This window comes from Acidovorax sp. 22279, assembly GCF_052045435.1.
Lineage (GTDB): Bacteria > Pseudomonadota > Gammaproteobacteria > Burkholderiales > Burkholderiaceae_C > Acidovorax > Acidovorax delafieldii.
In genome coordinates this window covers 351,725-372,071 of sequence record NZ_JBQEOV010000001.1, presented here as the reverse complement: position 1 = coordinate 372,071, position 20,347 = coordinate 351,725, and the positions used below count along the sequence as shown (strand labels likewise).

Genomic DNA, 20,347 nt, shown 5'->3' with positions numbered 1-20,347 from the left:
GTCAGCTCTTCATGGGCGTCAGCATGCCCATGCCCTTGGGCGTCTTGATAGTGGTGCAGGTGCCTGCGGGCACAAACTTCCAGGCGTTGCCTTGGTAGTCCATCTTGGAAGTGCCCGCGCAGGTGGTGCCGGGACCTGCAGCGCAGTCGTTCTTGCCAGCCATCGAGACGCCGTAGCACTTCTCCATGGCAGGCTTGGCGCCGTCCATGGGGGCGGCGTTGGTTTGGGCCATGGCGGCGCCAGAGGTCAGGGCAACAAGTGCGAGGGCGCCGAGGCTGAGGGTGCGAGTGGTCATGGTACGGTTCTCCGAGGGTTGGATAAAGGTTGAATCCGACCGGGTGGCGGCACTGAGGTCGCATTGAGTGGCCCGATCTGCGTTGTAATTCGGGCTGTGCAGCAGGCGGGTTACAGCACTGCTCAAAAAATCGTGGCGGCGTTGCGCAAATATTTTTTGTGTTGCCTGTAACCCATTGGCTCCGGCATACGAATTCTTTGCAGGGAGACACCATGGAGATAGTGGAAGAGCGCCTGCGCGGCTTGCTGATGCAGGGGCTGGATGCCGATGCAGCCGCTTACCAGCGTTTTTTGAAGGAGCTGAGCGCCCACCTGCGCGCCTTCCTTCGCCGCCGCCTTGCGCAGCGGCCCGATGAGGTGGAAGACCTGGTGCAGGAGACGCTGCTGGCCGTGCACAACCAGCGCCACACCTACCGGCCCGAGATGCCGGTGACCGCCTGGGCGCATGCGATTGCGCGCTACAAGCTCATCGACTGGCTGCGCTCGCATGCCGTGAAGGAGGGCCGCAACGACCCGCTGGACGATGCCGACGAGTTGTTTGCCACCAGCGACAGCGAGGCTGCCGAAGCCCGGCGGGACCTGGGGCAACTGTTGCGCACGCTGCCAGACAAGCAGCGGCTGCCCATTGAGTATGTGAAGCTGGAAGGGTTGTCGGTGGTCGAGACGGCGCGCCTCACGGGGTTGTCGGAGTCGGCCGTCAAAGTCGGCGTGCACCGGGGGCTCAAGGCCCTGGCCGCCAAGATCAGGGGAATGGCATGAAAACCGATGAATTGATCCACCTGCTGGCCACCGATGACCGGCCGGTGCAGCCCGCCGCTATTGAGCGACGGTTTGCTGTCGCCAGCGCCGTGGGCATTGCCGGTGCCGGGGTGCTGATGCTGGCCCTGTTCGGTCTGCGCCCTGACCTGCTGGCGACCATGGCGTTGCCCATGTTCTGGGGCAAGCTGGTGTTTGCGGCCGCCCTGGCAGCCGCTGGCCTGGCGCTGCTGCGCCGCATGGCCCGCCCGGGCATGCCGCTGGGCCTCGCAGCCCTGTGGCTGGCGGTGCCGCCGCTGGTGCTGTGGGCCATGGCCCTGGGGGCTTTGTGGCAGGAGCCTGCGGCGGAGCGTGTGCCGCTGATTCTGGGCAGCACCTGGCGGACTTGTCCCTTCAATATCGCCTTGCTGTCGGTTCCTGCGTTCGTTGGGGGCTTCTGGGCGCTCAAGGGCGCTGCGCCCACGCGGCTGGCGTGGGCAGGAGCGGGCGCTGGCTTGCTGGCAGGCGCGCTGGGGGCGTTGGTGTATGCCCTGCATTGCCCCGAGATGGCCACCCCGTTTTTGGCGGTGTGGTATCTGGCGGGCATGGCCATCCCGACTGCTCTGGGGGCTGTGCTGGGGCCGCGTCTGCTGCGCTGGTAGCGCTGGTGGGGGAATGGAGCTTCAGGCGCTGACACGCTTGTTGTACGCGCGGAACACTGTGTCCAGCGTCCAGCCCAGCGATTCGTAGAGCTTTTGCGCCGTGGTGTTGGTGTGGGCCGTGGTCAGGTCCATGCGCACCTTGCCATGGGCGCGGGCCGTCGCTTCTGCCGCCAGCAGCAAGCTGCGCCCGGCCCCTGTCTTGCGCGCTGCGGGCGCCACGAACAGGTCGTACAGCGTGTAGATGGGCGCTGCCTCCACCGAGCAGAACGTGGGGTAGAGCTGGCAAAAGCCCACCGCTGCCTGCGCCCCATCCATCGCAAGCAAGATCACGGACTCTTCGCGCTCCAACCGCTCTGCAATGAAGGCCCGCGCTCCGGCCAGGTCTGGTGCCTGCTCGTAGAACTGCCGGTAGGCATCCAACAGCGGCGCGATGGTGTCTGCGTCTGCCGGGGTGGCGGGGCGGATGTGCACAGAGGTCATGGAGGCGTCGTGATCGCAAAAATGCCAAAAGACGCACCCTTTCCAGAGTGCGAGCGGACGCGGATTGTAGGGAGGGTTGGACCGATCTTGGCGACGCAGCGCACGCGGTCAGGTGGTGGTACCGTGCGCCTGGGTGTGCAGCCACTGCGCCACCGCCTCGACCCGTGCCTGGTGGATCAGCGCACCCACCTGCGGGCCGCTCTGGCCCTTGGCGGCGGCCTGGGCCGCAATCTCGCGTGTGACGACCGATTGGACGGCGGCCAGCACGGCCAGCAGGCGGGGGCGCTGCGGATACGCGGCCTCTTCAAACCCCAGCCGCCCGCGCGCATCGCACTCGCAGGCCAGTAGAACCTCGGCAAAACGCTCGGGCTTGCGGATGGCGTCGCAGCGCTCCAGCAGGCGCACCAGGGCAGCGGCAGACAGGTCGGCGCTGCGGTGGATGTGCCCGTGTTCGCGCGCCACCACTTCGGCGGTCTCGCGGCAGTCCACGGGCACGCGCAGGCGCTCGGCCACGTCTTTCAGCAGCTCGGCACTGCGCTCCTCATGCCCGATGTGGCGCGGCAGCACATCGGCGGCCGTGGTGCCCTTGCCCAGGTCGTGCGCCAAGCAGGCAAAGCGCACGGTGAGTGGCGCCTGCAGCCGCGCAGCCATGTCCAGCACCATCATCAGGTGCACGCCGGTGTCCACCTCGGGGTGGTACTCGGCCCGCTGGGGCACGCCCCACAGGCGCGCCACCTCGGGCAGCAGCACGGCCAGCGCGCCACACCCGCGCAGCACCTCGAACATGCGCGAGGGTTGTGCTTCCATCAGCCCGCGCGCCAGCTCTTGCCACACGCGCTCTGCCACCAGGTGGTCCACCTCGCCATGCGCGACCATCTCGCGCATCAGCTGCATCGTCTCGGGCGCCACCGTGAAGTCGGTGAAGCGCGCAGCAAACCGCGCCACGCGCAGGATGCGTACCGGGTCTTCGCGGAAGGCATCGGTCACATGGCGCAGCACGCGCGCACGGAGGTCTTTTTCGCCGTGGTAGGGGTCAAAAAGACGAGTAGTGCCGGATTCATCTGTGCTGGATGCTATTGAATTGATAGTGAGATCGCGGCGTGAGAGGTCTTCCTCCAGCGTCACATCGGGCGAGCTCTGCACCACAAAGCCCCGGTAGCCGCGCCCGCTCTTGCGCTCGGTGCGGGCCAGCGCGTATTCCTCGCGTGTTTCGGGGTGCAAAAAGACGGGGAAGTCGCGCCCCACGGGCAGGTAGCCTTGCGCCAGCATCTGCTCCGGCGTCGCGCCCACCACCACCCAGTCGTGGTCATTCACCGGTCGGCCCAGCAGCTTGTCGCGGACGGCGCCGCCCACCATGTAGATTTGCATCGGCGTAGTTTAGGACGAGGGTCGTATAGTCCCGCCACCATGTCCCTATCGTCCGACCTCACCATTGCCCAGCTCAACCCCGACGGCAGCGTGCCCGTGCCCCAGGCGCCTGACGCCGCCGCCAACGCGGCCGCCGAGGCCCTGCAGCGCGAGGCGCAATTCGAGGCCCTGAAGGCCCAGGTGGAGGCCCTGCAGGAGATCCTGGCCAAGCCGCTCAACGACATCCTGGCTGAACACGACAAGTTCAAGGAGGTGGCGGCCGCATGGGATTCCTTCGGCGCGATGTGGATGCTGTCGCAGCGCGCCATGCGCCGCGTGGCGATGGACCTTGCATCCACCCAGGGCGTGAGCGAGGAAGAGGTGGTGGCCCGCGCCATGGCCTACGCGAACCAGGTGCTCAACACCGAGGACGAAGATCTGGGCGGCACCATCGCCCCAGCCCAGCTGGCGCACATCGCGCGGCACAAGGCGTTCTTGCGCAAGCAGTTCCGGTAACGGGGCTGCACGGCCCCGCCGGGTCAGTGGAACACGGGGCGGAAAAAACTCCGCTCGTAGCTCACGATGCACCCCGTCTCTTCGGCATAACGGAACGCCGCCTGGCACTCCGCGTCTTGCATCGACGCCTCGCGGTAGCGCTCGTAGGCGGCGAGGCTCTCGAACGTGAACAGCGCCAGCGCGATGTTGTTGGCGCCCTCGCTCGGCATGAAGTAGCCGTGGTGTTGGCCGCCGAATTTCTCGACCAGCGGAATCCACAGTTTTCCGTAGTGCTCAAACTCTTTCAGCTTGCTGGTGTTGAGCACGTAGCGCAGGTAGATGGTGACGGCCATGGTGGTGCTCAGCCTTCGGTATGGCGCAGGCGGTAGGGCTCTTCGAAGTCCAGGAAGTCCTTCTCGGCCAGGGCCTCGTCGATCCAGGCCTGCACGCCGGGCAGGGTGCGCACCCGGTCCACATAGGCCCGGATGGTCGTAGGCACGGGCAGGGCGTAGGTATGCAGGCGCATGCAGACGGGGGCAAAGTAGGCGTCGGCCACGGTGAATTCACCAAACAGCAGCGGACCACCGTGCTCTTGCAGCAGCGCACTCCACATCTCCACCAGGCGCTGCACGTCGGCGCGCACGCCGGCCTGGTCGCGCCAGATCAGGGCGCCGGTGTCGGCAAGGTTTGCTTCGATGTTCATGGGGCAGTGGGTGCGCAGGGCGGTGAAACCGCTGTGCATCTCGGCGCAGACGCTGCGGGCGCGCGCGCGGGCCTTGGCGTCGGTGGGCCAGAGCTTTTTGTCGGGGTGGGTTTCGGCCACGTACTCCGCAATCGCCAGGGTGTCCCACACCACCAGGTCGCCGTCCACCAGCACGGGCACTTTGGCCGTGGGGCTCACGGCCCCGATGGTGCGCTTGAATTCCGACTGCGCGTCAAAGCTGTCAAAGCGCACGCGCACTTCTTCAAAGACGATGCCCGCCTGCTTGAGCAGCACCCAGGGGCGCATGGACCAGGACGAGTAGTTCTTGTTGCCGATGTAGAGCTTGAGCATGTTGGGCACCTGAGATGAAGAGGTCAGCCCGCCATGCTAGCGGCTGCCGGGCGCGTCAGCGATGCCAAAAACTGGCCTGAATGATGCGCTGCCGGCATCACAGGCCATCGTGCAGGTCTGCCTGGCCGGGGATCAGATGGGCCAGACCACGCCGTTGTCGTTCAGGATGGCGTCGAGTGGCAGGTCGAACTCCTCGGGCTCAAAGTCGTCCAGGTAGCCATGGGTGAAGCCCAGGCCCACTGTGAACGGCTTGGGCTGCAGCGTCGCCAGCGTGCGGTCGTAAAAGCCGCCGCCATAGCCCAGCCGGTAGCCACCCGGTGCGTAGCCCACGCAGGGCACAAACAGCAGCGTGGGCACGATGACCTCGGTGTCCTTGGGCTTGGGGATGCCATAGGCGTCCTCTTCCATGGGGCAGCCGGGGTACCAGGCGTGGAAGGTGAGGGTCTTGTGCTGCTTGTTGACCACCGGCAGGCCGATGCGGCGGCGCAGGGGTTCGTCCAGCAGCTCGCCGTCTTCCTTCCAGCGGTGCAGGGCGGGCAGGGGGTCGAACTCGCCCTTGATGGGCCAGTAGGCGCCGATCACCGTATCCGGCCGGTTCACCAGCCAGATGCGCATCACCTGCTGTAACAGGTCGGCCCGCTGTAGGCGGTCGGGCAGGTTGAGGCGTTCTTCTATCAATGTGCGCCGAAGGGCTGCTTTGTCCATCAGATAATTCCCCCATGCAATTTCTCAGAGCGATTCTGACACCCCTTGTGGCCGCCACCCTGCTGGCCGCCACCGCGCCCCTTGTCATGGCGCAAAACCGTGGTGACGATACCCTGCTGGAGATGCAGCAGGCGTTCCGCAAGGGCGACCGCAACAAGCTCGCGCAGCTGCTGCCTGCGGCACGCGGCCATGCGCTCGAGCCCTGGGCCGCCTACTGGGAGCTGCGCGTGCGTCTGGGCGAGGCCTCGCCACAGGAGATTCAGGCCTTCATGCAGCGCTACGCCGGCACCTACCAGGAAGACCGCCTGCGCAACGACTGGCTGCTGCTGCTGGGCCAGCGGCGCGACTGGGGCCAGTTTGCCGACCAACACCCCAGCTACCGCATGTCGGACGACCGCGAAGTGCGCTGCTACGCGCTGCTGATCGACCAGATCAAGGGCACGGCACCGGCCACCGTGGCCGAGGACGTGCGCAGCAACTGGTATGCGATCCGCGACGCCGACGATGGCTGCACCCACGCCGCGCGCGAGCTGTATGGCTACAAGAAGCTCTCGGCCCTGGACGTGTGGCGCAAGGCCCGCCTGGGCGTGGAGGCCAACCGCCCCCGCGTGGTGCGCTCGGCGGTCGAGATCGTTTCGCCCGAATCGCTGCCGCAGCTCAAGGATGTGCTCGATGCGCCCAGCAAATACCTGCTCTCGCGCGCCACGGCGGCCGGCAAGGCCCGGCAAGAGTTGGTGCTGCTCGCCCTGTTGAAGCTGGCCACCAGCGACCCGGACGGCGCGGCCTACCAGCTGGAGAACAAATGGGGCGTGCACCTCTCGGCCGAAGAGCGCAACTGGGCCTGGGGCGTGATCGGCAAGACCGCTGCGCAGAAACTGGCCAGCAACGCCCACGGCTACTTCGCCAACGTGACCAAGGACAGTGACCTCAGCGACGACCTGCTGGGCTGGAAGGTGCGTGCCGCCTTGCGCGCTGGCCAGTGGAAGGCCGTGGGCAAGGCGGTGGACGCCATGGGCCCTGAAGGCCGCCAGGACAGCACCTGGGTGTACTGGAAGGCGCGCTCGCTGCTGGCAGGCCGCGTGACCGATGCCGAACGCGCCGAAGCACGGCAACTGCTCGAAGGCATCGCCGGAACGCGCGGCTTCTATGAGCAGCTGGCGCTCGAAGAGCTGGGCCAGCGCATCACCACCCCCCCCGCTCCCGCGCCCCTTACCGCCGAAGAAAAAGCCGCCGCTCGCGCCAACCCGGGGCTCAACCGCGCGCTGTACGCCATCTTGCTGGGCCTGCGCATCGAAGGCGTGCGCGAGTGGAACTACACCACCAACCTGCACCAGAGCGGTGGCATGCCCGACCGCGAACTGCTGGCCGCCGCCGACTTTGCGTGCCAACGCGAGGTGTGGGACCGCTGCATCAACACCAGCGAGCGGACCAAGGGCGTGGTGGACGTCACGCAGCGCTTTCCCATGCCGTTTCGCAGCACCGTGGTGGAGCGTGCCCAGGGCATCGGCATCGACCCGGCCTATGTGTACGGCCTGATCCGCCAGGAAAGCCGCTTTGTGATGGATGCCCGCTCGCACGTCGGTGCCTCGGGCCTCATGCAGGTGATGCCCGCCACGGCCCGCTGGACGGCCAAGAAGATTGGTCTCACCAACTTCACGCCCGACCAGATCACCGACCGCGACACCAACATCACCATCGGCACCGCCTATCTCAAGCTGGCGCTGGACGATTTTGCAGGCTCCATGCCCATGGCTGCCGCCGCCTACAACGCCGGCCCTGGCCGTCCGCGCAGCTGGCGCAACGGCCCGGTGCTGGACGCTGCCATCTGGGCCGAGAACGTGCCCTTTGCCGAGACGCGCGACTACGTGAAGAAGGTGCTCTCCAACACCACCAACTACGCGGCCATGCTCACCGGCCAGCCCCAGTCGCTCAAGAGCCGCCTGGGCACCATTGGCCCCCGCGATGCGGCGTTGCCCGAGGTGAACAAGGACCTGCCCTGACGCTCTTTCGCTCACCGAGCTGACAGGCAGTGAGGGATTGTAGGTTTGCTATAAATAAATGAGCTGAAGGCGCATGTTCAACTGGCGCTTCAGTGGGTTTTAATTAAAAGAGAGAGGGTGTGATGGGCAAACTGGCATGGATGGCCTGTGTGGCCGCAGTGTGGGCGTGGGGCGCGGGTGCTCAGGCGCAACCCGTGTACAAGTGGGTGGATGCCGATGGCAAGACCCACTATGGCTCGCAGCCCCCGCCCGCCAAACAGGACGCCGAGCCGCTGAAGCTGCAAAGCAACAACGGCACCAATGGCGGCAGCACCTCATCCGGCAACAAGGGCGCCAGCGCCAAGGCGGGCCAGCAGTACAACCCCGATGGCACCAAGAAGGTCTCCAAGGACGTGGAGGAGTTTGGCGAAGGGCTCAAGAAATCGCTGGGCACCGTGGACAGCCAGCAGGTGCCCCTGAACTGCGCCGTGGCCGTTGACAACATTCACTACCAGGCCGACCTGATGCTGGAGGTGGGCCAGAAGAACGTGCGCGATGGCTACATGACGCAGGCAGCGTTTGATTCCGCCGCCCCCAAAATCCGCGAGGCCAAGGGCAAGTACAGCGTGTCGGACTGTCAGGGCGCCTCGGGCAACAAGAAGTCGTTCTACCAGTGCATGTCCAGCAGCAAGAACCACGTGACGGGCTGCGACAAGCAATACAAACACTGACGGCGTTGTGCTGATCCGCCCAGGCGCTTTGCGCCAGCGGCGGGGTCCCTCCGTCAGGGCACGCACTGGCACCCAGCCATGCCGAGGCGCCAGGCCTCACACGTTGTGCAGCACCTCGCCCTTGCGCGCAGCGGCGCCTGACCGCACCAGTTCATCTGCCAGGCTCTCCAGCCATTCGGCCTCGGTCTGCGTGGCAAAGTGCCGTGCACGCAGCATGCCGAAATACGGCGTGGCCTGCGCCCAGGCCGTGAGGTCGGGTATGCCGATCTGCTGCCATTCGAGCAGCTTGTACTTGAGCAGCACCTTGGCCGCATAAAGCGCGTGCTTGCCCGGGTTGCGCACAAAACCATCCAGGCGGCGACGGGCGCCGTCGATGGCGCGGGGCGCATCGGCAAACACCGGCCCGTGGCCCGGGATCACGACCTGGGGCGACAGCGTTTCAATCAGGTCCAGCGTGGCGCCCACCTGGGCGAAGGCATCGTCGCCCTCCAGCTCCGGGAACACCACGCCAAAGCCGTTTTCCCACAGCGCATCGGCCGAGATCAGCACGCGGCCCTGGGGCTCGAACAACACCACCGAGTGCGGGTCGTGCCCCGGCGCGGCATGCACCTGCCAGGGCTTGTCGCCCAGCAGCACGCACGAGCCTGGCACCAGCAGCGTGTCGGCCCGAAAGGGCGGGCATTCCTGGCCGGTGGGGGTGTAGCTCAGCGCATAGGCATCCCACTGGCGCACATGGTCGGCCTGGCCGGGCGGTATGGCCGTGAGCACGCCGGGCCAGGTCTTTTGCAGCGCGGCATTGCCGCCGCAGTGGTCGCTGTGCAGGTGGGTGTTGAGCAGGCGGTCCAGCCTGCGGCCCGCGAGAGCATCGCGCACCAGCTCCACGGTTTGCTCGGCATGGCTGCAATAGCCGGTGTCCACGATGGCTGTGTCGTGCTGGCCGATGAAGAGGATGTTGTTGGCCGACAGCCAGCCGCGTTCGAGGACGGTGATTTCAGGGGGCAGGAGATCGTGGGGCGCTGTGGTGGGCATGGGTGCAGGAATTCGGGGCTTCGGTGGCGGGCTTTAACGCCGCGCCGTGGGCTGCTGCCCAGCGTACCGCAGGTCGTGCCTGCCCGAAGTCCTCCAAAACCCGCAGCCTGGCCGCCCAGGCTGTGTCAGAACGTGACGCCCGCCACCAGGATCACATTGGCATACGGCGTGCATTCGCCGGTGCGCACCATCACGCGGGCCTGCTGGGTCAGGCGCTTGAACTCATCGTGCGATACGGTGCCATGGACCACCGGAAGCTGGCACCACGTGGGCAACTGGCCACCGTTGCGCTCCATGGCTTCGGTGGCGATCACCGCTTTCTCGACCTGCATTTCTTCCAGCACCACCCGCAGCACATCGGCCACGGCCGGGATGCCGGACGTGAGGGCCAGGTCGATGCGGCGCGGGCCATTGGGGATGGGCAGTCCCACGTCGCCAATCACCAGCATGTCGCCGTGGCCCAGGGTGGCGATGGCGTGGGAGAGTTCGGCGTGCAGCAGGGCGGTGCGTTTCACAGGGGGCTCCAGGCGGGCGGTTGGGGGCTTTGCGCCACGGCGGCGCGGGTGGGGATGGAGGGCTGGGCGCCGGGCTGGGTGACGCACAGCGCCGATGCTCGGATGCCTTCGCGCACGGCGGCGTCCAGCGGCTCGCCGCGTGCCAGCGCCACGGCCAGTGCACCCAGGAAAGTGTCACCAGCGGCCGTGGTGTCCACGGCTTTCACGACCAGGCCGGGGTGGTAGCGGTTGCCTGCCGCATCGGCGGCCACGGCACCTGCGGCGCCCAGGGTCACCACCACCTGGGCGGGGCCCTTGGCGCGCAGGGCCTGTGCGGCCTGCGCGGCATCTGCGGGAGTGGTCACGTTCTGGCCTGCCAGCGCGGCGGCTTCCACCTCGTTCACGACCAGTGTGTGCACCAGCGGCCACATCGTATTGGGCAGGGGCTGGATGGGTGAGGGGTTCAGCACCACCGGGCAGCCTGCGGCATGGGCCATCTCGGCGGCGGCCAGCACCTGGGGCAGGGGGGTTTCGAACTGCAGCACCAGGCCGCCTGCGCCTTGCAGGGCGACGCCCAGCGCGGCGGCATCCAGCACAAACCGGCCATTGGCGCCGGGCACGACCACGATGCGGTTTTGCCCGCTGGCCTCCACGGTGATGGCGGCCACGCCGGTGGTGGTGTCGGTGTCGGTCTGCACGCCGCTGTGGTCGATGCCGTCGGCATCGAGCCCGGTGCGCAGCGTGTGGCCGTAGCCGTCGTCGCCCACGCGGCCAAACAGGGCCACCCGGGCACCCTGGCGCGCACAGGCCACGGCCTGGTTGCCGCCCTTGCCGCCGGGCACCAGGTGCAGGGCGTCGGCCAGCACGGTTTCGCCGGGGCCGGGCGCATGTTGCACCTGCAGCACCAGGTCCATGTTCAGGCTGCCGACGACGGCGATGCGGGGGGCAGTATTCAATGGGTTGTTGTTCATGCCTCAGCCCCCGGGGCTGGCGCGGTGGACGAGCGCACGCGCAGCTCAGGCTGCAGCATCACCTTGCGCGCGTCCTGGCGCTTGCCGTCGATGCGCTCCAGCAGCATGTCCACGGCCAGCGCGCCGATGCGCTGCTTGGGCTGGGCCACGGTGGTGAGCGGCGGGCTGGTGAAGGCGGCCAATTCGATGTCGTCAAAACCCACGATGGACAGTGCCTCGGGCACGCGCAGGTCGCGTTCGTGCGCGGCACACAGCGCGCCCATGGCCATGAGGTCGTTACACACGAAGACGGCGGTGGGCGGCTCGGGCGCGCGCAGCACGGCGTGCATGGCTTCGTAGCCACCCTGGCTCGTGAAGTTGCCATGCCACAGCAGGCCCTCGCCGGTGCCGCAACCTGCATCGGCCAGCGCCGTGCGCCAGCCGGCAATGCGCTGCTCGCTGGGGGCAATGCCGTCGGGGCCGCCAATGCAGGCAATGCGGCGGTGGCCCAGCGACAGCAGGTGGCGCGTGGCTAGCAGGCCGCCCTGCATGTGGGCAGTTTCCACCAGGTCGCAGGGTTGTTGTTCGGCGATGTCGATTTCGCGGTCCACCAGCACGGTGGGGATGGACAGGCCCGCCAGCTGCGTGGCCAGCGTGGCGTCGTGCCCGGTAGAGACCACGATCAGCCCGTCAATGCGCCGCTCGGCCAGCACCTGCAGGTAGGTGCCCTGGCGGTGCGCCTCGTCGTTGGTGTTGCACAGGATGACGTTGTAGCCCGCGCCAAAGCAGCGGTCTTCCACGCTGTGCACGATCTCGGCAAAGTAGGGGTTGGAGCTGTTGGGGATCAGCATGCCCAGCGTGCGCGTGTTGTTGCTCTTGAGGCTGCGCGCAATGGCGCTGGGCACATAGCCCAGGGCGCGGATGGCGGCCTCGACCCGCTCGCGCCCCTCGGGGCTCACGCGGCGCGTGCCGTTGACCACGTGCGATACCGTGGTGACCGACACCTCGGCGTGGCGCGCAACGTCCTTGATAGTAGCCATGCAGGAAGAAGAAAAATCGGTGTGTTGAAACAGGTTCAGCGGGCGGCGCGGCGCTGGCGTAGCGTGTCCACAATGACGGCCGCCACGATCACAAAACCCGTGATGATGCGCTTGCTGGGCTCGCTGGCGCCCACCTGGGCCAGGCCCGCCTCCAGTACCGCGATGATGAGCACGCCAAACGCGGTGTTGATCACCGAGCCGCGCCCGCCCATCAGGCTGGTGCCGCCAATCACCACGGCCGCAATCACCTGCAGCTCCATGCCGGTTCCGGCGTTGGGGTCGGCCGCTTCGAGCCGGGCCGACTGCATGAGGCCCGCCAGGCCCGCGAGCAGGCCGGTCATCGCAAACACGATGACGCGGATAGGGCGCGGGTCCACACCGGCCAGGCGCATGGCTTCTTCATTGGTGCCAATGCCCACCACGCAGCGGCCAAACACCGTGCGCGACAGCACCAGCTGTGCCACCACCACCAGCACCACGGCCAGCAAGAACGCGAACGAGATGCCGCCAAAGAAGGGTGCCGACAGCCACGAGATCGCATCGCCCACGTACTGCGTGCGCGAGTCGGTCACCACATACGCGCTGCCACGCACGGCCTCGAGCATGCCCAGCGACACGATGAACGAGGGCAGCCGCCATGCGACGGAAATCATGCCGGTTATGGTGCCGCACACCAGGCCCGTGGCCAATGCCAGCGCGGCGGCGGCGGGCACCGTCCAGCCCCATTGCAGGATGGCGGCGGCCGAGGTGGCGGCGGCCAGCGCCATCACCGAGCCCACCGACAAATCGATGCCTGCAATGATGAGCACAAAGGTCATGCCCACCGCCATCACGGCCAGTGCCGGGATTTCGTTGGCGATGGTGATGAAGGTCTCGGCGCTCCAGAAGTATTCGGACAGCGACGAGAACAGCGCCACCATGCCCGCCAAAACGGCCAGCAGGCCCAGGTAGGTGCCCAGCTGGCTGCGCCAGACCGAAGCGGAGGAAGGCGCCGCAGCGGGCGCGGCAGATGGGGTGGGGGCGTTCATGCGGTCACAGGAGAAGAAGTTGAAGGGGTGGTGCTGGTGCGCCCGCCGGGCTCGGAGAACGCGGCCGCCAGCAGCGATTGCTCGGACCACTCGCCGCGCTCGAACACGGCCACCAGGCGGCCTGCGCTCATCACGCCGATGCGGTCGGCCATGGCCATGAGTTCGCGCAGGTCCGACGACACCATGAGCAGCGCGCGGCCTTCCAGGGCCATGCGGTCCAGCTCGCCATACAGCTCGGCGCGCGCGCCCACGTCCACGCCGCGCGTGGGTTCATCGAGCAGCAGCACGCGGCCTTCGCGGTGCAGCCAGCGGGCGAACACCACCTTTTGCTGGTTGCCGCCCGACAGTTGCCCCACGGGCTGCTCGGGGCTGCGGCAGCGGATGCCCAGCGTGCGCACAAAGCCCTGCACCAGGCGGCTTTCGAGCCTGCGCTGCAGCCAGCCGCCGCGCGACACGGCCGACAGGTCGGACAGCGTGGCGTTGATGCGGATGGGCTGCGAGAGCAGCAGGCCCTGGGATTTGCGGTCTTCGGTGACCAGGCCGACTCCGGCGGCAATGGCCTGCAGCGGCGAGGCAAAGCCCCGCTGCCAGGTGCGGGGTGCGGTGGGCGCTGAGGTGGATGGTTTTGCTATGTTTTGTGTAGCTACTTGCGCATGATCTACTAGCGCTTGCGGCTGTTTTTGCTCTGAATTCGGGTGCAGCGTCACGCTACCACGGTCTGCCCGGTCGGCGCCAAACAGCAGGCGGACCAGCTCGGTGCGGCCCGATCCAACCAGCCCGGCAATGCCGAAGATCTCGCCCGCGCGCAGCTCCAGGCTCACGTCCTGCACGGCGGTGCCCCGGCCCAGCTTGTCAGCGCTCATCACCACCGGGCCCACAGGGCGGCGCGGGCGGTGGTCCAGGTCGCTCACCACGCGGCCCACCATGCGCTGCACCAGGTCGTCTTCGCTCATGCCGGCCATGGGGCGCACGTCCACCAGGCGGCCATCGCGCAGCACGGCCACACGGTCGGCAATGCGGCGCAGTTCTTCGAGCCGGTGCGACACGTAGATGATGGCCACGCCGCGCGCGGTGAGGTGCGCGATCTGCTCAAACAGGTAATTGGTCTCGCGCGGCGTGAGCATGGCCGTGGGCTCGTCGAGCACCAGGATGCGTGTGTCGTCCTGCAGGTTGCGCGCAATCTCCACCATCTGCTGCTGGCCGATGCCCAGCTGCGAGACCGGGGTGGCGGGGTCGATGTTGTCGAGCCCGATCTTGGCCAGCTGCGCACGGGCAGCGGCGTGCAGCACATCGCGCTGCAGCCAGCCCAGGCGGTGCGGCAGCCGGCCCATCAACAAATTCTCGGCCACGGTGAGCGTGGGCACCAGGCCCAGCTCCTGCATCACCATGCGCACGCCGTGGCGCTCGGCATCGCGGCGCGACGTGGGGGCGTAGGCCTGCCCCGCCAGCTGCATGCCGCCGCGGGTGGGCTGTTCCAGCCCGCAGAGGATCTTGGACAGCGTGCTCTTGCCCGCGCCGTTTTCCCCGGTCAGCGCCAGCACCTCGCCCGCAAACAGCTCCACGTTCACGCCATCGAGCACGGTGGCGGTGTAGTCCTTGCCCACGGCCTGGATGGCGAGCAGGGGCGTGGCTTGTCGGGCGGCGGAGGGGCTGAGCATGGTGGTGTGATGGGGGCGACTGCAGAGCGGGCTTTATGTCTTGAGCGGTGAACAAAGCTCAGCGAAGCGGTTCTGGCTAGGCGCCGTGTCGCAGGCAGTACTGGAAGTACGACAAGACACGGCAACAACGCCAGAAGAGCTTTGTTCTCCGCTCCGAGGCTTACTTGCTGTCTTTCGTCACCAGCACCACCTCCGTCTTTACCGTGGCGGGCAGCTGGTTCTGCGGCGTCTTGGCGGCCAGGGCCTTCTGTGCCAGCTCGATGCCGAACACGGCCTGCTTGGCGGCGTACTGGTCGGCGGTGGCCAGCACGCGGCCGTCGGCCAGCATGGGCTTGATGGCGCCGATGTTGTCGTAGCCCACCACCTGCACCTTGCCGGTCTTGCCTGCGGCCTTCACGGCGGCCACGGCGCCCAAGGCCATGCTGTCGTTGCCGGCCAGCAGGGCCACGAGGTCAGGGTGCTCGCGCATCATGCCGGCGGCCACGGTGTTGCCCTTTTCAATCTCCCAGTTGCCTGACTGCACGCCCACCACGGTGATGTTGGCGGCTTTCATGGCGTCCTGGTAGCCCAGGGTGCGCTGCTGCGCATTGAAGGTGGTGGACACGCCTTCGATGATGCCGACCTTGTCGCCGGCCTTCAGCGTCTTGGCCAGGTGGTCGCCCACCAGCTTGGCGCCAGCACGGTTGTCTGGGCCCACGAAGGGCACGGTGATGTTCTTTTCCTTCAGCGCATCGGCATCGAGCTGGTTGTCGATGTTGACCACGAGGATGCCCTTGTCGATGGCCGTCTTGACCACGGGCACCAGCGCCTTGGAGTCGGCGGGGGCCAGCACGATGGCGCTGACCTTCTGGGCCACGGCCTGCTCGATCATCTTGATCTGGGCTGCCGTGTCTGTCTCGTTCTTGATGCCATTGGCCACCAGCGTGTATTCCTTGGCATGGGCCTTCTGGTGCGCCTTGGCGCCGTCTTCCATGGTGCGGAAGAACTCATTGGCCAGCGACTTCATGATGAGCGCGATCTTCGGCTTGTCCTGCGCGAAGGCAGGGCTGGCCAGCAGGCTGCCCACAACGGCGAGGGCGGCGGCGGTCTGAACGGAACGGCGGGTGAACTGCATGGGTGTTGTCTCCAGGTTGGAATGTGGACAAAGGCAACGCTGAACAAGCCTCTCGCGCCCGGCGCATCCCTGGCTCAGACGGTCTGCAGCGTTGCAAATCCTCGCGATAGCTACGGCTATCAACCTGGTTTGCGCCTTGCAGTCCATCCCGATCCAGGGCCCGCCGCATCGCGGAGACTTATCCAGCGTCGCCCTAAGGCGACCGACATCTTGGAGGGAAATCCCCGGCAGCGCCCCAAAAAAGGAGCGGCTACGGATGCCCGGTGCCTTGTCGCGATCTGGATGATAACGAAAGCAAACGTTTGCGCAAACGTTTGCTAATCAGTAAAAACCCGGAGATACAGACATTGGAACACCTGGTGCAGGCGGCCGACCTGCATGGTCGGAACCCAAGAAAAAGGGCGCCGAAGCGCCCTGGGGGAGGTGGCAGGGGGTGGCGCTTGGCGCGCTGCCCTTGTGAACAGCGTCAAGCCTTGCGCAATTCCCTGCGCAAGATCTTGCCCACGTTGCTCTTGGGCAGCTCGTCGCGGAACTCGATGTACTTGGGACGCTTGTAGCCGGTGAGGTTCTGGTGGCAGTAGTTGGCCACCTCGTCCTCGGTCAGGGCCGGGTCGTTCTTGATGATGAACACCTTGATGGCCTCGCCCTGCTTCTCATCGGGAACGCCAATGGCTGCGCATTCGACCACGCCGGGACACAGGCTGATGACCTGCTCCAGCTCGTTGGGGAACACGTTGAAGCCGCTCACCAGGATCATGTCCTTCTTGCGGTCGATGATGCGGGTGTAGCCCTGCGGGTCCATGATGCCGATGTCGCCCGTGCGCATGAAACCATCGGGCGTGAAGGCCTTGGCGTTCTCTTCGGGCTGGTTGTAGTAGCCCACCATCACGTTGGGGCCGCGGATGCAGATCTCGCCGGACTCGCCCTGGGGCAGGCTGTTGCCTTCGTCGTCCTTGATGGCGATGTCAATGCCCGGCAGCGGCAGGCCGATGTTGCCGCTGAACGTGGTGCTGATCACTGGGTTGTTGGTGCCGATGGCGCAGGTCTCGCTCATGCCCCAGCCCTCGATCATGGTGCTGCCGGTCACCTTCTGCCACTGCTTGGCCGTGCCCTCGCTGGCCGCCATGCCCCCGGCCTGCGACACGCACAGGTGGGAGAAGTCCAGGGTCTTGAACTGTGGGTTTTGCAGCAGCGCGTTGAACAGCGTGTTCACCGCAGGCAGCATGTGGAAGGGGCGCTTCTTGAGTTCGGCCACGAACTTCGGAATGTCGCGCGGGTTGGGGATCAGCGTGAGGCTGGAGCCCTGGCGGATGGCCAGCAGGCACAGCGTGAGCGCGAAGATGTGGTACAGCGGCAGTGCGGCAATGCTGTTGGCCTTGCTCAGGTCGCCCACCTTGGACAGCGCGGGCGTGAACCACGCCTCGGCCTGCAGCGTGGCGGCCACGATGTTGCGGTGGGTCAGCACCGCGCCCTTCGACAGGCCCGTGGTGCCGCCCGTGTACTGGAGGAAAGCAATCGAATCCAGCGTGGCCTGGCTGGGCGCGAGCGACTTGTGCTCGCCCAGCGACAGCGCCTTCTTGAACGTGACGACCTTGCGGCCGTTGGACAGCGGCAGGTCATACGCAGGCACCATCTTGGCGAGGTGGCGCACGGCGAAGGTGATCCATTTGCCAAACCAGAAGCCCAGCAGGTCGCCCATGGAGGCCATCACCACATGCTTGACGGCCGTGTGGTCAATGACCTCAGCCAGCGTGTGGGCAAAGTTCTCCAGGATCACGATGGCGGTGGCGCCCGAGTCCTTGAGCTGGTGCTCCAGCTCGCGCGCGGTGTACAGCGGGTTCACGTTCACGCAGGTGTAGCCTGCGCGCAGCACGGCGGCCATGGTCACGCCAAACTGCGGGATGTTGGGCAGCATGATGGCCACGCGCGCACCCGGCTCCAGCCCCAGGCTCTGCAGATAGGCCCCCAGCGCGGCCGAGCGGCGCTCCAGCTCGCCATAGGTCATCCACTGGTCCATGCAGACCGAAAACGGGCTCGATGCGTGTTTGCGGAACGACTCTTCCAGCAGGTGGGCCACAGAGCGGTATTGCTCGGGCTGCACGTCGTGTGGGACGCCCGGGGGGTAGCTCTTGAGCCAGATCTTTTCCATGCGCTTGTTTCCTTGTGCTCGCCAAATGCCATTGATAGGTGGGCACAGATTGTGGAAGGCGGGCGCGTTGCGGGCTATCGGGCTTGTCCTAGTGTGTGGTTAAGCTGGGTCCCGCAGGTGACAGGGTCGGCATCGAAGAGCAAATCCATCAGCGCGCGCTCGCGCTGCTCGATGGTGGCCAGAAACTGCTCCACCCCGCCGCGCTGGCGCGCGAGCTGGCCGAAGGTGTCAAACCCCGCCTCCAGAAACCTCTGCAGCGCACCCATGCCGGCCGCGTTGGCCGGGCCCCGCATCATGCGCAGCATCATCCGCAGGCCGGGGGTGCGCGTGAGGCGCGCCAGGTCATTCCCCATGGCCAGCACGCGCTGCAGCTGCTGCTGGCGCGCATGGCGCTGGCCCACAGTGCGCCAGGCGGCGGTGTAGCGGACGGCAACGTTGACCGCATCGGCTTCGTGCAGCAACCACGCACGGCCCATGTCCTGGTCCAGTCCCTCGGTCTGTGCGTGCAGCACGGCCAGGGCCACGGCGGTGTTCACGACCGGTTGGGGGAACATGGTCTGCAGCGTGCCGGCGATGCGGCCAAACTGCAGATCGCGGTCGGTGTAGTCGGTGTCGCTGTACAGCTCTTCCAGAAAGAACTGTGCTGCGGGTCCGAACGAGGGCGAGCCCATCAGGTCCGCATAGGTGCCCCGAAAGCGCCGCGCCTGCAGGCTTTTGACGCTGCCCACCGCGGCCCCCAGCGCCGGGTCGCCCGTGCGGTGCAGGCGCAGGGCGGTCACGTCGGCGATGCAGTCGCGGATGGTCTGGGCGGCATCCATGGGGCGGGGTCCTCTCTGCGTTCTGCGGGGTGCGGTGTCGGGCGGTGGTCAGACCGCACAATGCGGCTGGTCAATTACAACATTTGCCCTCACCACCATGATCGCGCGCTGGCAACGAACCCTGCTTCTGTTCATCCTGCTGACCATGGCCGCCTGGCTGGTGGGGCAGTGGCCCCATTCACCGTTGCGTGCCGTGCTGGGGGCACTGGTGCCGCTCGGCATTTACCTGGTGGTGATGGCGGTGGAGTTTGTGCTGATGCACATCACCAACCGTGCCGATGCTGCGCCCCGCGCCCGCCTGTCGCAGGTGGTGGGTGCCTGGTGGGCCGAGGTGTGGGTGGCGCTGATGGTATTTTGCTGGCGCCAGCCGTTTCGCCATGATTCCGTGCCCGACTGGCTGCCTGCACAGCCGACGGGAAAGCGCGGCGTGGTGCTGGTGCATGGATTCATGTGCAACCGGGGGCTCTGGCTGCCGTGGTTTGCGCCTCTGCAGGCGCGGGGGCATGCCTATGTGGCGGTGAATCTGGAGCCGGTGATGGGCTCGATTGACGAGTACGCGGACATCATTGAAGACGCTGTGCGCCAAGTGACGGCGGCCACGGGCCAGGCGCCGGTGCTGTTGTGCCACAGCATGGGGGGCTTGGCGGTGCGGGCGTGGCTGCGGGCGCACCAGGCGGATGGGCGGGTGCACCGGGTGTTGACGCTGGGTACGCCGCATGGGGGCACGTGGCTGGGGCGTTTCAGTCGCGCGGTGAATGGGCGGCAGATGAGCTTGGCGGGGGACTGGGTGGTGGCCTTGCAGCGGGCGGAGCCTGCGGGGCGGGCAGCGTTGTTTACCTGCTGGTATTCGAACTGCGACAACATCGTGTTTCCGGCGACCACAGCGGCGTTGGCGGGGGCGGAACACCGGTTGGTGGAAGGGGTTGCGCATGTTCAGATGGCGTTTGACCCTGGGGTGATGAAGGCTTGTCTGGAGGAGGTTGGGCGGGGGTAATGTTTTGGTTTTTGGGCTGGATGCGCCAGTGGGATATGGGTGGGTAGCTATTGATTTTGCAGTGTTGGTTCTTGTGCGCTGATTGGGTGGCGTGCCTTTGTTGAGGGCGGGAGCCGGGAGTCGCCCGGCGTGCGAGTAACTTTCTTTTGCTTCGCCAAAAGAAAGTCACCAAAGAAAAGGCGACCCCCAGTCTGCGACCCCTTCGCTGTGCGAAGGGGCAAACCTGCGGCGGGGCGGTTGTGGGGTGCGCCGTGGAACTCACTGCGCTGCGGTGCAGCTTCGTTCAGACATCCACGGCGAGTCAGAGCACGAGGCATGTGCGCTTCGACGCCCATGCTCACCCCACAACCGCCCCGCCGCAGGCGCAGCCAGCAGGGGTGGGACAGCCGAACATCCCAACGGCCCCACGGGCCATTGCTTCGCTCGGCCCAGGCTGCGCAGCGCGTGGCGCGTGGCGCTTGCGCCCGCGATTCGGGGCCGAGCGCAGCGATGGCCCGTGTGGATGTTCTGCTCCCCGAGCCCCTCTGGATGCGCCGAGGAGCGCAGGGTTTGGCGGATCAGGGCTCGCGTGTGTCTGAGCGACGCGCAGCG

The 20,347-nt window shown here is 66.7% G+C and carries 21 protein-coding genes; 6 read left to right on the top strand and 15 right to left on the bottom strand.

Annotated elements, in window-relative coordinates; translation table 11 throughout:
• Window position 1: 1 nt before the first annotated feature.
• The gene (locus ACTJKQ_RS01625; RefSeq protein WP_056059544.1) at window positions 2-295 is read right to left on the bottom strand and encodes a BufA1 family periplasmic bufferin-type metallophore; all 294 of its coding nucleotides are present in this window, start codon (window positions 293-295) and stop codon (window positions 2-4) included.
• 212 nt (window positions 296-507) lie between these two features.
• On the opposite strand from ACTJKQ_RS01625, the gene ACTJKQ_RS01620 reads away from it, so the two are divergent.
• Both ACTJKQ_RS01620 and ACTJKQ_RS01615 read left to right on the top strand, forming a co-directional pair.
• Window positions 508-1,053, top strand: a complete 546-nt coding sequence (locus tag ACTJKQ_RS01620) for a sigma-70 family RNA polymerase sigma factor (protein WP_056059542.1) — start codon at window positions 508-510, stop codon at window positions 1,051-1,053.
• Entirely contained in the window at window positions 1,050-1,691 is a 642-nt protein-coding gene (locus ACTJKQ_RS01615; RefSeq protein ID WP_440595793.1) for an NrsF family protein, read from the top strand. The genes ACTJKQ_RS01620 and ACTJKQ_RS01615 overlap by 4 nt, the downstream gene beginning before the upstream one ends.
• Before the next feature lie 21 nt (window positions 1,692-1,712).
• Here the strand turns inward: ACTJKQ_RS01615 and ACTJKQ_RS01610 are convergent, their stop codons facing one another.
• Together ACTJKQ_RS01610 and ACTJKQ_RS01605 are read right to left on the bottom strand one after the other, a co-directional pair.
• Complete coding sequence (locus ACTJKQ_RS01610; RefSeq protein ID WP_121941887.1) at window positions 1,713-2,171, bottom strand: GNAT family N-acetyltransferase; 459 nt, start codon at window positions 2,169-2,171, stop codon at window positions 1,713-1,715.
• Window positions 2,172-2,279: 108 nt separating this feature from the next.
• The gene (locus ACTJKQ_RS01605) at window positions 2,280-3,539 is read right to left on the bottom strand and encodes a multifunctional CCA addition/repair protein (protein WP_440595792.1); all 1,260 of its coding nucleotides are present in this window, start codon (window positions 3,537-3,539) and stop codon (window positions 2,280-2,282) included.
• 39 nt (window positions 3,540-3,578) lie between these two features.
• Here ACTJKQ_RS01605 and ACTJKQ_RS01600 point away from each other — a divergent pair, with 39 nt between their 5' ends.
• Window positions 3,579-4,034: a hypothetical protein gene (locus ACTJKQ_RS01600; protein ID WP_108499394.1), complete on the top strand. Its 456-nt coding sequence runs from the start codon at window positions 3,579-3,581 to the stop codon at window positions 4,032-4,034.
• Window positions 4,035-4,057: 23 nt separating this feature from the next.
• On the opposite strand, the gene ACTJKQ_RS01595 is transcribed toward ACTJKQ_RS01600, so the two are convergent.
• The 3 genes from ACTJKQ_RS01595 to ACTJKQ_RS01585 form a co-directional block, all read right to left on the bottom strand.
• On the bottom strand, window positions 4,058-4,366 hold the full coding sequence (locus ACTJKQ_RS01595) for an NIPSNAP family protein (protein ID WP_440595791.1): 309 nt from the start codon (window positions 4,364-4,366) through the stop codon (window positions 4,058-4,060).
• An 8-nt stretch (window positions 4,367-4,374) separates the two neighbouring features.
• The gene (locus ACTJKQ_RS01590) at window positions 4,375-5,067 is read right to left on the bottom strand and encodes a glutathione S-transferase family protein (protein ID WP_440595790.1); all 693 of its coding nucleotides are present in this window, start codon (window positions 5,065-5,067) and stop codon (window positions 4,375-4,377) included.
• Between the two features lie 132 nt (window positions 5,068-5,199).
• Window positions 5,200-5,772, bottom strand: a complete 573-nt coding sequence (locus ACTJKQ_RS01585; protein WP_056059531.1) for a 5-formyltetrahydrofolate cyclo-ligase — start codon at window positions 5,770-5,772, stop codon at window positions 5,200-5,202.
• A 14-nt stretch (window positions 5,773-5,786) separates the two neighbouring features.
• Here ACTJKQ_RS01585 and ACTJKQ_RS01580 point away from each other — a divergent pair, with 14 nt between their 5' ends.
• Entirely contained in the window at window positions 5,787-7,772 is a 1,986-nt protein-coding gene (locus ACTJKQ_RS01580; protein ID WP_440595789.1) for a transglycosylase SLT domain-containing protein, read from the top strand.
• Window positions 7,773-7,894: 122 nt separating this feature from the next.
• Complete coding sequence (locus ACTJKQ_RS01575) at window positions 7,895-8,482, top strand: DUF4124 domain-containing protein (protein WP_440595788.1); 588 nt, start codon at window positions 7,895-7,897, stop codon at window positions 8,480-8,482.
• Window positions 8,483-8,578: 96 nt separating this feature from the next.
• Here the strand turns inward: ACTJKQ_RS01575 and ACTJKQ_RS01570 are convergent, their stop codons facing one another.
• From ACTJKQ_RS01570 to ACTJKQ_RS01530, 9 genes are all read right to left on the bottom strand, one after another.
• A complete protein-coding gene (locus tag ACTJKQ_RS01570; RefSeq protein WP_440595787.1) occupies window positions 8,579-9,511 on the bottom strand; it encodes an MBL fold metallo-hydrolase in 933 nt (310 codons plus the stop codon).
• A gap of 125 nt (window positions 9,512-9,636) precedes the next feature.
• The gene (gene rbsD / locus ACTJKQ_RS01565) at window positions 9,637-10,026 is read right to left on the bottom strand and encodes a D-ribose pyranase (RefSeq protein ID WP_440595786.1); all 390 of its coding nucleotides are present in this window, start codon (window positions 10,024-10,026) and stop codon (window positions 9,637-9,639) included.
• Window positions 10,023-10,976, bottom strand: a complete 954-nt coding sequence (gene rbsK / locus ACTJKQ_RS01560) for a ribokinase (protein ID WP_056059523.1) — start codon at window positions 10,974-10,976, stop codon at window positions 10,023-10,025. Before rbsK ends, rbsD begins: the two co-directional genes overlap by 4 nt.
• A complete protein-coding gene (locus tag ACTJKQ_RS01555; protein ID WP_440595785.1) occupies window positions 10,973-11,995 on the bottom strand; it encodes a LacI family DNA-binding transcriptional regulator in 1,023 nt (340 codons plus the stop codon). Before ACTJKQ_RS01555 ends, rbsK begins: the two co-directional genes overlap by 4 nt.
• 35 nt (window positions 11,996-12,030) lie before the next feature.
• The gene (locus ACTJKQ_RS01550; RefSeq protein ID WP_099731326.1) at window positions 12,031-13,023 is read right to left on the bottom strand and encodes an ABC transporter permease; all 993 of its coding nucleotides are present in this window, start codon (window positions 13,021-13,023) and stop codon (window positions 12,031-12,033) included.
• Entirely contained in the window at window positions 13,020-14,681 is a 1,662-nt protein-coding gene (locus ACTJKQ_RS01545) for a sugar ABC transporter ATP-binding protein (RefSeq protein ID WP_440595784.1), read from the bottom strand. Before ACTJKQ_RS01545 ends, ACTJKQ_RS01550 begins: the two co-directional genes overlap by 4 nt.
• Before the next feature lie 160 nt (window positions 14,682-14,841).
• A complete protein-coding gene (locus ACTJKQ_RS01540) occupies window positions 14,842-15,795 on the bottom strand; it encodes a sugar ABC transporter substrate-binding protein (RefSeq protein ID WP_056745474.1) in 954 nt (317 codons plus the stop codon).
• Window positions 15,796-16,261: 466 nt separating this feature from the next.
• Window positions 16,262-17,944 (bottom strand): AMP-binding protein, encoded by a 1,683-nt coding sequence (locus ACTJKQ_RS01535; protein ID WP_440595783.1) that lies wholly within the window; start codon window positions 17,942-17,944, stop codon window positions 16,262-16,264.
• 74 nt (window positions 17,945-18,018) lie between these two features.
• A complete protein-coding gene (locus tag ACTJKQ_RS01530; protein WP_440595782.1) occupies window positions 18,019-18,762 on the bottom strand; it encodes an FFLEELY motif protein in 744 nt (247 codons plus the stop codon).
• Between the two features lie 97 nt (window positions 18,763-18,859).
• On the opposite strand from ACTJKQ_RS01530, the gene ACTJKQ_RS01525 reads away from it, so the two are divergent.
• Window positions 18,860-19,756 carry an esterase/lipase family protein gene (locus ACTJKQ_RS01525; RefSeq protein ID WP_440595781.1) on the top strand — a complete coding sequence of 299 codons (897 nt, stop codon included), beginning with the start codon at window positions 18,860-18,862 and terminating at the stop codon, window positions 19,754-19,756.
• The last annotated feature ends 591 nt before the right edge of the window (window positions 19,757-20,347 follow it).

What these genes read in the sequence shown, in the direction of transcription:
- ACTJKQ_RS01625 (WP_056059544.1), bottom strand. Translation starts at nt 295, where the DNA reads ATGACCACTCGCACCCTCAGCCTCGGCGCCCTCGCACTTGTTGCCCTG.
- ACTJKQ_RS01545 (WP_440595784.1), bottom strand. Translation starts at nt 14,681, where the DNA reads ATGCTCAGCCCCTCCGCCGCCCGACAAGCCACGCCCCTGCTCGCCATC.
- ACTJKQ_RS01595 (WP_440595791.1), bottom strand. Translation starts at nt 4,366, where the DNA reads ATGGCCGTCACCATCTACCTGCGCTACGTGCTCAACACCAGCAAGCTG.
- ACTJKQ_RS01535 (WP_440595783.1), bottom strand. Translation starts at nt 17,944, where the DNA reads ATGGAAAAGATCTGGCTCAAGAGCTACCCCCCGGGCGTCCCACACGAC.
- ACTJKQ_RS01615 (WP_440595793.1), top strand. Translation starts at nt 1,050, where the DNA reads ATGAAAACCGATGAATTGATCCACCTGCTGGCCACCGATGACCGGCCG.
- ACTJKQ_RS01540 (WP_056745474.1), bottom strand. Translation starts at nt 15,795, where the DNA reads ATGCAGTTCACCCGCCGTTCCGTTCAGACCGCCGCCGCCCTCGCCGTT.
- ACTJKQ_RS01605 (WP_440595792.1), bottom strand. Translation starts at nt 3,539, where the DNA reads ATGCAAATCTACATGGTGGGCGGCGCCGTCCGCGACAAGCTGCTGGGC.
- ACTJKQ_RS01530 (WP_440595782.1), bottom strand. Translation starts at nt 18,762, where the DNA reads ATGGATGCCGCCCAGACCATCCGCGACTGCATCGCCGACGTGACCGCC.
- ACTJKQ_RS01610 (WP_121941887.1), bottom strand. Translation starts at nt 2,171, where the DNA reads ATGACCTCTGTGCACATCCGCCCCGCCACCCCGGCAGACGCAGACACC.
- ACTJKQ_RS01555 (WP_440595785.1), bottom strand. Translation starts at nt 11,995, where the DNA reads ATGGCTACTATCAAGGACGTTGCGCGCCACGCCGAGGTGTCGGTCACC.
- ACTJKQ_RS01600 (WP_108499394.1), top strand. Translation starts at nt 3,579, where the DNA reads ATGTCCCTATCGTCCGACCTCACCATTGCCCAGCTCAACCCCGACGGC.
- ACTJKQ_RS01585 (WP_056059531.1), bottom strand. Translation starts at nt 5,772, where the DNA reads ATGGACAAAGCAGCCCTTCGGCGCACATTGATAGAAGAACGCCTCAAC.
- ACTJKQ_RS01570 (WP_440595787.1), bottom strand. Translation starts at nt 9,511, where the DNA reads ATGCCCACCACAGCGCCCCACGATCTCCTGCCCCCTGAAATCACCGTC.
- ACTJKQ_RS01620 (WP_056059542.1), top strand. Translation starts at nt 508, where the DNA reads ATGGAGATAGTGGAAGAGCGCCTGCGCGGCTTGCTGATGCAGGGGCTG.
- rbsK (WP_056059523.1), bottom strand. Translation starts at nt 10,976, where the DNA reads ATGAACAACAACCCATTGAATACTGCCCCCCGCATCGCCGTCGTCGGC.
- ACTJKQ_RS01590 (WP_440595790.1), bottom strand. Translation starts at nt 5,067, where the DNA reads ATGCTCAAGCTCTACATCGGCAACAAGAACTACTCGTCCTGGTCCATG.
- ACTJKQ_RS01580 (WP_440595789.1), top strand. Translation starts at nt 5,787, where the DNA reads ATGCAATTTCTCAGAGCGATTCTGACACCCCTTGTGGCCGCCACCCTG.
- ACTJKQ_RS01575 (WP_440595788.1), top strand. Translation starts at nt 7,895, where the DNA reads ATGGGCAAACTGGCATGGATGGCCTGTGTGGCCGCAGTGTGGGCGTGG.
- ACTJKQ_RS01525 (WP_440595781.1), top strand. Translation starts at nt 18,860, where the DNA reads ATGATCGCGCGCTGGCAACGAACCCTGCTTCTGTTCATCCTGCTGACC.
- ACTJKQ_RS01550 (WP_099731326.1), bottom strand. Translation starts at nt 13,023, where the DNA reads ATGAACGCCCCCACCCCATCTGCCGCGCCCGCTGCGGCGCCTTCCTCC.